The sequence below is a fragment of the Nocardiopsis endophytica genome, assembly GCF_027706725.1.
GTDB lineage: Bacteria > Actinomycetota > Actinomycetes > Streptosporangiales > Streptosporangiaceae > Nocardiopsis_A > Nocardiopsis_A endophytica.
On the sequence record NZ_JAQFWQ010000173.1, the window covers coordinates 1 to 11,258 of the forward strand.

General features: G+C 73.8%; 5 protein-coding genes. 4 read left to right on the top strand and 1 reads right to left on the bottom strand.

Translation table 11 applies throughout. The features are described 5' to 3' along the window. Positions 1-1,166 precede the first annotated feature (1,166 nt). A complete protein-coding gene (locus O4J56_RS31085; protein ID WP_270690743.1) occupies positions 1,167-2,834 on the bottom strand; it encodes a bis-aminopropyl spermidine synthase family protein in 1,668 nt (555 codons plus the stop codon). A gap of 688 nt (positions 2,835-3,522) precedes the next feature. On the opposite strand from O4J56_RS31085, the gene gltB reads away from it, so the two are divergent. From gltB to O4J56_RS31105, 4 genes are all read left to right on the top strand, one after another. Next, positions 3,523-8,115: a glutamate synthase large subunit gene (gene gltB, locus O4J56_RS31090; protein WP_270690744.1), complete on the top strand. Its 4,593-nt coding sequence runs from the start codon at positions 3,523-3,525 to the stop codon at positions 8,113-8,115. Positions 8,116-8,143: 28 nt separating this feature from the next. Beyond that, positions 8,144-9,598 (top strand): glutamate synthase subunit beta, encoded by a 1,455-nt coding sequence (locus O4J56_RS31095; protein WP_270690745.1) that lies wholly within the window; start codon positions 8,144-8,146, stop codon positions 9,596-9,598. A 127-nt stretch (positions 9,599-9,725) separates the two neighbouring features. Continuing rightward, positions 9,726-10,157, top strand: coding sequence for a DUF2784 domain-containing protein (locus O4J56_RS31100; protein ID WP_270690746.1), 432 nt, complete (start codon positions 9,726-9,728; stop codon positions 10,155-10,157). Between the two features lie 129 nt (positions 10,158-10,286). Beyond that, positions 10,287-11,195, top strand: a complete 909-nt coding sequence (locus O4J56_RS31105) for a prenyltransferase (RefSeq protein WP_270690747.1) — start codon at positions 10,287-10,289, stop codon at positions 11,193-11,195. Positions 11,196-11,258 lie beyond the last annotated feature (63 nt).

An 11,258-nucleotide genomic window follows, 5' to 3' on the forward strand; every position in this document is an offset into this window, starting at 1 on the left:
CGGGCTTATCGTGTCCGGTTTAACCCCGACTTCCCCGAGATCATCGCGGAGGGGGTCTCCTGTGTGGCGCATACCGGGCATAGCGGGCGGCGGGAGGGGGTGCGGGCATCCTGCGTCGTGAAATCGACGCTTTTCGGCGGATTGGGCGTCGATTTCACCACTCAAGATGACCCCGGGGTGCCTGAGGCGCCCGAAAGGTGGGTTCCGGGCGAGCTGATACCGGCACGGTGCCCGCTTTGCCTGGTTTTCGGGATGCTGGCCCCCTCCTGCGCCCCGTTCGACGCCTGGACCGGCCTTGCGGGCAGTGCGGGTGTGCGGTCATCGCGATACCAGAACGGGATTCGGTTCCAGGAGGGCCCTAAGCGGCGCACCGGGGCCGTTTGTCGGGCCTGGTGTCACCGTGTGTAGCCGATATCGGTCCATCGTGGCCCGCAAGTGTGCAGCCGGAGCGCCCGGGTGGCGGTGCGGCCGCCCCGGGTGGCGAGTGGAGCCGCCTAAAGGGGTGTAAAACGGGCATTGAGTTCCCGAATCCCGTTCTGGTGTGGCCGTGATCGTCGCGCCGGGGTCTGTGCGGGCGTCGCCGAGCGCTCTTCCCGCCCGCCGTCACCCTTAACGCGGAGTGTTCGCCCAGGTCAGGGAGTTGTAGGGGTTCGCAGGGTGGGTCCGGGGCGCCTCCTGGGCGACGGAGAGCGCGGACCCTGCCCGCCGCACCGCCTTCCCCGGCCTCCCGGCGGACGGCAGGTGGGGCCGGGGAACCGCCCTGCTCCGGCCGTCGCCGCCCGTCACGGTGACCATCCGCACGCCCCACGGCCGACGGCGCTGCCGGAAGGGTCGCGTGCCTTCGTCGTCGCCGCCTTCCGCGCCGTACTCCGCCAGGCCGCCGCCCGGCTGGGGCCCTGAAGTGGGGTTCCTGCTCGGCCGCCCGGCCACCCGGACCGCGAGCGGCCCGCCGGACGGCAGGCGGGGCCGGGGAAGCGCCTGGCTCGTTCCGTCGTCGCCGCTTCACGGTGACCATCCGCACGCCCCATAGCCGACGGCGCTGCAGGAAGGGGCGCCCGCCTCCTTCGTCGCCGCTGTCCTCGGGGACCATGCACACGCCCGTCGGCCGACGGCGCTGCCTCAGGGGCGCGCGCCTTCGTCGTCGGTGGGGTGGTGGGTGCCCTGCCTCACTCCCCGGGGTCTCGGGGGTCTCCCTCCACGGCCTCGAAGATCCTCTCGGCTGCGCGGTCCAGGTCCGGGAACCGGTGTTCCGGCAGGTCGAGCAGGGTGTGCCCGGCCGCCCACGGGGCCGCCTCGGCCACTGAGCGCCTCGCCGTCTTCTTGTTGACCGACCGGCCCTCCTCCGCCGCCACCGCGATCAGCGCCTCCCGCATCACGCGGGGGAGCGGCCCATGGGCGCGTTCCCGGCAGCGGGCGCGCAGGCGGTCCGACGGCGGGGCGTCCGGGCCGGGCGGGGACGGTGCGGCCTCCACCACCATCAGGCGGCTCCCGGGCCCGCCCCGGCGGAAACGCACCCCCACACCCGGGCCGAGCAGCGCCGCCAGCGCCCGCTGCCCCGCCTCGTCGCGCACCTGCGGCGCCGACGCGGGGACCACCGCCCGCACCTTCATCCCCCCGGACGCCAGCAGCGCCCGCCCCAGCAGCGCCTCCCAGCCGCCGGTCAGGTTCACCACCGCGTCCTCGGCCTCCACCGGGGTCGACATCCACGTGCCCAGCCGCACCCGGTGCACCCCCGCACGCGCCGCGGTCGCGGGCCAGTCGCCCACCACCGTCTCCGGCCCCCCGTCCGACCCCGGTTCGGGCAGCGCCGACGAGCCCGCAAGCTCCTCCAGCTCGCCCGAGCGCGCCGCGGCCGCCTCCTTCGCGTTGCCGCCCTGGCTGTAGATCCGCGCCGCCTCCGGCCCCCGCCCGGCCGCCGCGCGCGCCAGCGGTCTCAGCACGTACAGGTCACTGGCGGCACCGATGGCCTCGGCGCCCGAGTAGCGGTTGAAGTCCGGGTGCACCGCCTCGAACACCAGGTCCATCCGGGCCAGGCGCGCCTGCGTCTTGGCGACCAGCCCCGGGGTGGTCTCGCTCGCCCCGTAGGCGACCACCACCCGCCCCCGGCGGGGGTCGGCCATGCCCTCCAGGCCCCTGCGCACGAACAGCTCGACGCCCTCCGGGGTGTACGGCGGGTCGGTGAAGACCACGTCGCACGCCCCGGCCACCGCCGGGGGCAGCCCCAGGCGCAGGTCCGCGAAATGGCACCGGACCCGCAGGCCCAGCCGGTCCGCCGCGGCGCCGATGTAGGCCAGCATGCGCTCGTCCACGTCGACCACCACCGCCTCGGCCTCCGGGCGCACCAGCAGCGCCGCCAGCGACGTCAGGTCGTGGTCGCCCACGCACAGCAGCCGCCGCCCGGCCAGGTCGAACCGCTCGTCGAGGAAGACCCCGCGCCGCAGGGCGGTCCGGGCGGTGGCGGCCACGTGGTCCAGGTCGGTGCGGGACGGCGGCGCCTCGGCCACCAGGCGGCGCAGCTCCTCGGCCGCCTCGGGGCGGGCCTGGATCAGCGGCGCCCACGGGTCGGCCGCGCGCGGGCGGTCGAAGGCCGCGTAAGGGCCGGTCCGGACCAGGCGGACCCGCTCCTCCGCGCCGCTCGAATCCCGCTCCAGGTCGGGGCCGAGCGCGTCCAGGACCGCCGAAGCGGTGCGGTGCGCCACCGCGGTCGCGCGCACCAGCTCACGGGGGCTCCACCAGGCCCCGTCCGACAGGGCGGCCAGGACGCGGTGGGCACGGGCGGCGTCGGCGCCCTGCGCGTCGAGCAGGGCGGAGAGCTCAGGTGGAAGATCGTTCACCGTCCGATCCTCCCATTCCCCAGGTGGGGGAGGGGGCGCCCGCCGTGCGGCCCGCGAGGGCGGCTACTGCGGGCGATCGGGCGAGTGAGATGAAACACTCCCTTAACAGTCCTGGGCCACGCCTCCCCGTGTCCCCCTTCACCTGCGCAGATGTACTCCCCTCCGGGGGGCGTCGCGGGGCCGGCGGCCCATGGTCGGCGTCCCCGGTGATCACCTATCGTGGACCCCCGGTGGAAACACCGCGGCAGCCGTGTTGTTACTCTGCCGTCCGGTGGTTTCATCCGCTTTGCGAATGTTTGCCGCCCCACCCGGGGGGAAGACCCTCCGCTAGCCCGGCACACCGGGCAGGGGGCACGCCGACCCCGGGCAGGGGAGGGCGGACACCGCATCCGCGCCGCACCGAAGCGGCGAGGGGTCGGCGGAGGCGCGAAACGATTCGCGCCGCCCGCGACCAGGATGTATAACCTGACCACCGACAGGGGCAGGCACCCGGCGCACCGAACCGGTCCACGAGGACGTGACACCCGGCCGGACGGCGCGCCCGCCACCCGCCCCTGGCACCCCGCCGCGCCCCGGCCACCCGGGACCGCGATCGGGCCACAACTCAAGACCGCACCGCCGCAGCAGGGCCAATGTCGTCCCGAATGCGCTTTGTCCAAAAGCCCATCGCACGACGACAGGAGGGTAGATGCCTGCTGGCCAGGTGCGGCGTTCCGCCGCCCGCACGAACGCCCGAGTCACCCCCAACGCGGCCGCCCGCGCCACCGGGGAGGGCCTCTACGACCGGTCCTTCGAGCACGACGCCTGCGGCGTCGGCTTCGTCGCCGACCTCACCGGCCGCCGCACCCACGACACCGTGGGCAAGGCCCTCACCGTCCTGCGCAACCTCGACCACCGCGGCGCCTCCGGCGCCGACCCCGACGACGGCGACGGCGCGGGCATCCTCACCCAGATCCCCGACGCCCTCTACCGCGAGGTCTGCGGCTTCACCCTGCCCGAGGCCGGCGCCTACGCCGCCGGCATCGCCTTCCTGCCCGCCGGCGAGGCCGACCGCGCCGCCGCCGTGCGCACCATCGAGGCCCTGGCCGCCGACGAGGGCCTGACCGTCCTGGGCTGGCGCGACCTGCCCGTCGAGCCCTCCTACTGCGGCCCCGCCGCCCGCGAGTCCATGCCCCACTTCGGGCAGCTCTTCGTCGCCGGCGCCCCCGGCGGCCCCGCCGAGGGCACCACCGGCATCGAACTGGAGCGCCACGCCTACTGCCTGCGCAAGCGCGCCGAGCACGAGGCCGGGGTCTACTTCCCCAGCCTCAGCCCCCGCACCATCGCCTACAAGGGCATGCTCACCACGCCCCAGCTCGAGCCGTTCTTCCCCGACCTGTCCGACCGGCGCTACACCTCCGCGCTGGCGCTGGTGCACTCCCGCTTCTCCACCAACACCTTCCCGTCGTGGCCGCTGGCCCACCCCTTCCGCTACGTGGCGCACAACGGCGAGATCAACACCGTCAAGGGCAACCGCAACATGATGCGCGCCCGCGAGGCCGACCTGGTCAGCGACGTGCTGCCCGGCGACCTGTCGCGCATCTTCCCCATCGTCGACCCCGAGGACTCCGACACCGCCTCCTTCGACGCCGCCCTGGAGCTCCTCCACCTGGGCGGGCGGTCCCTCCCGCACGCGGTGCTCATGATGATCCCGGAGCCGTGGGAGAACCACACCGAGATGGACCCCAAGGTCCGGGCGTTCTACGAGTACCACTCCATGCTCATGGAGCCCTGGGACGGCCCCGCCTCGGTGTCCTTCACCGACGGCAGCCTCGTCGGCGCCGTCCTGGACCGCAACGGCCTGCGCCCCGGCCGCTACTGGGTCACCGACGACGGCACGGTCGTCCTGGCCAGCGAGGCCGGCGTGCTCGACATCGAGCCCGAGCGCATCGTCCGCAAGGGCCGCCTGCAGCCCGGCCGCATCTTCGTCGCCGACACCGCCTCCGGGCGCATCATCGAGGACGAGGAGATCAAGGCCGAGCTCGCCGCCGAGCACCCCTACGCCGAATGGCTCGAGCAGGGCGTGGTGCGCCTGGCCGACCTGCCCGCCGCCGAGCCCGAGGCCCCCGCCGGCCGCGACCTCACCCGCGAGCAGCAGGTCTTCGGCTACACCGAGGAGGAGCTGCGGGTCATCCTCACCCCCATGGCCCGCACCGGCGCCGAACCCATCGGCTCCATGGGCACCGACACCCCCGTCGCCGCCCTGTCCACCCGGTCCCGCCAGCTCTTCGACTACTTCACCCAGGGCTTCGCCCAGGTCACCAACCCGCCGCTGGACGCCATCCGCGAGGAGCTGGTCACCAGCCTGGGCACCGCACTGGGCTCCGAGGAGAACCTGCTCACGGCCACCCCCGAGGACTGCAAGCGCATCGTGCTGCCCACCCCCGTCCTCGACGACGCCGAACTGGCCGCCGTGCGCGCCGCCGGAGCCCCCGACGGCAACCCCGACTTCCGGGTGCACGTGCTGGCCGGCACCTACCCCGTCGCCGGGGGCGGCCGCGCCCTGCGCCGCCGCCTCGACGAGATCTGCGCCGAGGCCGACGCCGCCATCGCCGGCGGCGCCCGCATCCTCGTGCTCAGCGACCGCGGAGCCGGCCCCGACCTGGCCCCCGTGCCCTCGCTGCTGCTCACCGGCGCCGTCCACCACCACCTGGTGCGCGAGAAGACCCGCAACAAGGTCGGCCTGGTCGTGGAGGCCGGAGACGCCCGCGAATGCCACCACATGGCCCTGCTGCTGGGCTACGGCGCCTCCGCGGTCAACCCCTACCTGGCCCTGGAGACCGTCGCCGACCTGGTCGAGCGCGGCGTCATCGGCGGCACCGACACGGCCGCCGCGGTGCGCAACACCGTCAAGGCCTACGGCAAGGGCATCCTCAAGATCATGTCGAAGATCGGCGTGTCCACGGTGAGCTCCTACACCGGCGCCCAGATCTTCGAGGCCCTGGGCCTGGGCGCGGAGGTCATCGAGCACTGCTTCACCGGCACCACCTCCCGCCTGGGCGGGGCCGGGTTCGACGTGCTCGCCGAAGAGGTGCGCCTGCGCCACACCGCCGCCTACCGCCACGACCGGCCCGACCACCGGCGCCTGCCCGTCGGCGGCGAGTACCAGTGGCGGCGCGAGGGCGAGCCCCACCTGTTCGACCCCGAGACCGTCTTCAAGCTGCAGCACTCCACCCGCACCCGCCGCTACGAGATCTTCAAGGAGTACACCTCCAAGGTCGACCGGCGCGCCGGGGAGCTGATGACCCTGCGCGGCCTGCTCAAGTTCAAGGACGGGGCCCGCACCCCCGTGCCCATCGAGGAGGTCGAGCCGGCCTCGGAGATCGTCAAGCGCTTCTCCACCGGCGCGATGAGCTACGGCTCCATCTCCGCCGAGGCCCACGAGACCCTCGCCATCGCGATGAACCGCCTCGGCGGCAAGTCCAACACCGGCGAGGGCGGCGAGGACCCGCGGCGCTTCACCCCCGACGACAACGGGGACCTGCGCCGCAGCGCCATCAAGCAGGTCGCCTCCGGCCGCTTCGGCGTCACCTCGCACTACCTCACCAACGCCGACGACATCCAGATCAAGATGGCCCAGGGCGCCAAGCCCGGCGAGGGCGGCCAGCTGCCCGGCCACAAGGTCTACCCGTGGGTGGCCACCACCCGCCACTCCACCCCCGGCGTCGGGCTCATCTCTCCGCCGCCCCACCACGACATCTACTCCATCGAGGACCTCGCCCAGCTCATCCACGACCTCAAGAACGCCAACCCGCAGGCCCGGGTCCACGTCAAGCTGGTCTCCGAGGCCGGGGTGGGCACCGTCGCCGCCGGCGTCTCCAAGGCCCACGCCGACGTCGTGCTCATCTCCGGCCACGACGGCGGCACCGGCGCCTCCCCGCTGACCTCGCTCAAGCACGCCGGCACCCCCTGGGAGCTGGGGCTGGCCGAGACCCAGCAGACCCTCATCCGCAACGGCCTGCGCGACCGCATCGTCGTCCAGGCCGACGGGCAGATGAAGACCGGCCGCGACGTCGTCATCGCCGCCCTGCTCGGCGCCGAGGAGTACGGCTTCGCCACCGCGCCCCTCGTCGTCTCCGGCTGCGTCATGATGCGCGTGTGCCACCTGGACACCTGCCCGGTGGGCGTGGCCACCCAGAACCCGGCCCTGCGCGAGCGCTACTCCGGCAAGGCCGAGTTCGTGGTGAACTTCTTCGAGTTCATCGCCGAAGAGGTCCGCGAATACCTCGCCGAACTGGGCTTCCGCAGCCTCGACGAGGCCATCGGCGCCGTCGACGCCCTCGAGACCGACGACGCGGTCCGCCACTGGAAGACCCAGGGCCTGGACCTGGCCCCCGTGCTGCACGCCGAGAGGCCCTGGGAGGGCGACCACGTCCGCCGCGTCCGCGGCCAGGACCACGGCCTGGCCAAGGCGCTGGACAACACCCTCATCCAGCTCGCCGAGGGCGCCCTGGACTTCGGCCAGAAGGTCACCCTCGACCTGCCGGTGCGCAACGTCAACCGCACCGTCGGCACCATGCTCGGCCACGAGGTCACCAAGCGGTTCGGCGCCGACGGCCTGCCCGACGACACCGTCGACATCACCTTCACCGGCTCGGCCGGACAGTCCTTCGGCGCCTTCGTCCCGCGCGGGGTCACCCTGCGCCTGGTCGGCGACGCCAACGACTACGTCGGCAAGGGCCTGTCCGGCGGCCGCATCACCGTGCGGCCCCCCGCGGAGGCGCCCTTCCCCGCCGAAGAGCACATCATCGCCGGGAACGTGATCGCCTACGGCGCCACCTCCGGCGAGGTGTTCCTGCGCGGCGTCGTCGGCGAGCGGTTCTGCGTGCGCAACTCCGGCGCCCTGGCCGTCGCCGAGGGCGTGGGCGACCACGGCTGCGAGTACATGACCGGCGGGCGCGCCGTCGTCCTCGGACGCACCGGCCGCAACTTCGCCGCCGGCATGAGCGGCGGCACCGCCTACGTGCTCGACCTGGACCCCGAGCGGGTCAACGGCGAGATGGTCGACCTGGAGCCGCTCGACGACGCCGACCGCGAGTTCCTGCGGGACGTGCTCGCCCGGCACCGCGCCGAGACCGGCTCGGCCGTCGCCGAGAAGCTGCTGGCCGGGTTCGACACCGAGTCCGCCCGCTTCACCAAGGTCATGCCGCGCGACTTCAAGCGCGTGCTGGCCGCCCGCGCCGAGGCCGAGCGCACCGGAGCCGACGTCGACCAGGCCGTCATGGCCGCCGCGCAGGCCTAGCCCCGCGCCGAGAGAGGAGGGACCACCCATGGGCGACCCCAAGGGCTTTTTGAAGATCACCGAGCGCGAGCTTCCCGCGCACCGGCCCGTCGACGTCCGCATCCAGGACTGGCGCGAGGTCTACCAGGACTTCGACCGCGGAACCGTCACCAAGCAGGCGTCCCGCTGCATGGACTGCGGCATCCCGTTCTGCCACAACGGCTGCCCGCTGGGGAACCTCATCCCCGAGTGGAACGACCTGGTGCACCGGCACGACTGGGGCGAGGCCATCGAGCGGCTGCACGCCACCAACAACTTCCCCGAGTTCACCGGGCGGCTGTGCCCCGCCCCGTGCGAGTCGGCGTGCGTGCTGGGCATCAACCAGCCCGCCGTGACCATCAAGAACGTCGAGGTGTCCATCATCGACCGCGCCTGGGAGGAGGGCTGGGTCCGGCCCCTGCCCCCCGAGGTGCGCACCGGGAGGAAGGTCGCGGTCGTCGGCTCGGGCCCGGCCGGGCTGGCCGCCGCCCAGCAGCTCACCCGCGCCGGGCACGACGTGACCGTGTACGAGCGCGCCGACCGCATCGGCGGGCTGCTGCGCTACGGCATCCCCGAGTTCAAGATGGAGAAGCGCCACCTGGACCGCCGCCTGGCCCAGATGGCCGCCGAGGGCACCCGCTTCCGCACCGGCATCAGCGTGGGCACCGACATCACCGCCAAGGAGCTGCGCGCCGAGAACGAGGCCGTGGTGCTCACCGGCGGGGCCACCCAGGCCCGTGACCTGCCGGTGCCCGGGCGCGAGCTGGACGGCGTCCACCAGGCCATGGAGTACCTGCCGCTGGCCAACAAGGTGCAGGAGGGCGACGCCGCCGAGCCCGCCATCACCGCCGAGGGCAAGGACGTGGTCGTCATCGGCGGCGGCGACACCGGCGCCGACTGCATCGGCACCGCCCACCGCCAGGGCGCCCGGTCGGTCACCCAGCTGGAGATCATGCCCAAGCCCCCGGCCAAGCGGCCCGAGGGCCAGCCCTGGCCCACCATGCCGGCGGTCTACAAGGTCACCAGCGCCCACGAGGAGGGCGGCAAGCGCGTCTACTCGGTCAACACCGTGGAGTTCCTCGGCGACGACCAGGGGCGGGTGCGCGCGCTCAAGCTCGTGGACGTGGAGCGCACCGCGAACGGGTTCGAGCCGGTGCCCGGCACCGAGCGGGAGATCCCGGCCCAGCTGGTCACGCTGGCGATGGGCTTCGTCGGCCCGGAGAAGAAGGGCCTGCTGGAGGACCTGGGCGTGGAGCTGGACGGGCGCGGCAACGTCGTCCGCGACGAGGACTACGCCACCACCGTGGACGGTGTCTTCTGCGCGGGCGACATGGGGCGCGGCCAGTCCCTGATCGTGTGGGCGATCGCCGAGGGCCGCTCGGCGGCCGCGGGCGTCGACCGGTACCTGGGCGCGGACACGGCCCTCCCGACGGCCATCCCGCCCACGGCGCGGCCGCTGGTGTAGCAGCAGGCGGACGGGGGCCGCGCACCGCGGCGCGGCCCCCGCACCCCGTCCGGGGCCGCCCCTCGCAACAGCGCCACCCGAGGGGCGGCCCCTGGCCCGGCGTCCGGCCGCCGGTTACCGTCGACGCATGGGGTACCGGCTCCTCGGGGAGGCGGCCATGCTCCTGCACTTCGCCTTCCTCGCCTACGTCACCCTCGGCGGCCTCCTCGCCTGGCGGTGGCCCGCCCTGCTGTGGCCGCACGCGCTCGTCGCCGCCTACGCCCTGGCCATCACCCTCGTCGGCTGGGACTGCCCCCTCACCCACGTCGAGGACTGGGCGCGCGTGCGCGCGGGACAGGCCGGGCTGCCGCCGGAAGGCTTCATCGAGCACTACCTGACCGGCGTCATCTACCCGGCCGAGCACCTGCTCACCGCGCAGCTGGCGGTGGCGGCGGCCGTCGCCGCCTCATGGGCCGGCGCCGCCGTCCTGGCCGCCCGCCGCCGGGCCCGGCGCCGGGCCCGCGGGGGGACCGGACCCCGGTGGCCCGGAGCCGTTAAGGAGCGGCGCCGGAGCCGTTAAGGATTCGTGAGAATTCGCCTCTTGGGCGAGAATTTACGTCCGTTTTGCCCAAGTATAAATGCGGCAAAATCCCCAAAATCGGGCTTGCTGGGCGGGTTCGCCCCAGGCCCCCGGGTGCACAATCGGGGCATGACCACCGTGAAAGCCGACGCGCTGCACGCAGCGGAGCACTTCATCTCCCGCTCCGCCCGCCTCCTCGACCGCCACCGCTTCGCCCACCTCTTCACCGGCGGCCCCGCCGAACCCGTCCGGACCGTCCTCGACGGCTACCGCAACGTCGACGGCGGCTACGGCAACGGCCTCTACCCCGACCTGCGCGGCCACGGAAGCCAACCCCTCGCCGTCAAATACGCCCTGCGCATCCTCGACGAACTCGGCCCCATCGACCAGGACCGCGCCAACGCCATCACCACCTACCTGACCAGCGTCAGCCACCCCAACGGCGGAGTCCCCCCGGTCACCCCCGCCGCCCGCCACACCGAAGCCGCCCCCCACTGGCGCGCCACCGCCGCCGAACACCCCCAAGGCGCCCTGCGCCCCACCGCCGCCATCGCCGGACTCCTCCACAAGCACCACACCCCCGGAGCCTGGCGCGACCGCGCCACCGCCTTCTGCTGGACCCGCATCGACGCCCTCCACTGGACCGACCCCGACGAGGCCCAAGCCGTCTGCACCTTCCTCGAACACGCCCCCAACCGCGCCCGCGCCGAAGCCGCCATCGACCGCCTCACCCCCATGATCCGCGCCGTCATCGAAACCGACCCCCAGCGCCCCGGCACCGTCCGCCGCCCCCTCGACATCGCCCCCCACCCCCGCAGCATCGCCCGCCGCATGTTCACCGACACCGAGATCGAAGCCAACCTCGACCTCCTCGAAGCCACCCAGCAACCCGACGGCGGCTGGGACACCGCCCGCGAACACTGGACCGAACTCGCCACCCGCGAATGGCGCGGCATGGCCACCATCCGCCGCCTGCTCACCCTCCAGGCCTACGGACGCCTCACCACCGGCGCCCCCGACCGCAACACCGGCCCCTGACCCGACACCGGCGCCCACGGCGGGGCCCGCTGAGGGGCCGACACCCCGGCCCCTCAGCGGGCC

Bases quoted from the DNA above. Each gene is read 5' to 3' on its own strand.
- gltB (WP_270690744.1), top strand. From the start codon at position 3,523: ATGCCTGCTGGCCAGGTGCGGCGTTCCGCCGCCCGCACGAACGCCCGA.
- O4J56_RS31095 (WP_270690745.1), top strand. From the start codon at position 8,144: ATGGGCGACCCCAAGGGCTTTTTGAAGATCACCGAGCGCGAGCTTCCC.
- O4J56_RS31100 (WP_270690746.1), top strand. From the start codon at position 9,726: ATGGGGTACCGGCTCCTCGGGGAGGCGGCCATGCTCCTGCACTTCGCC.
- O4J56_RS31105 (WP_270690747.1), top strand. From the start codon at position 10,287: ATGACCACCGTGAAAGCCGACGCGCTGCACGCAGCGGAGCACTTCATC.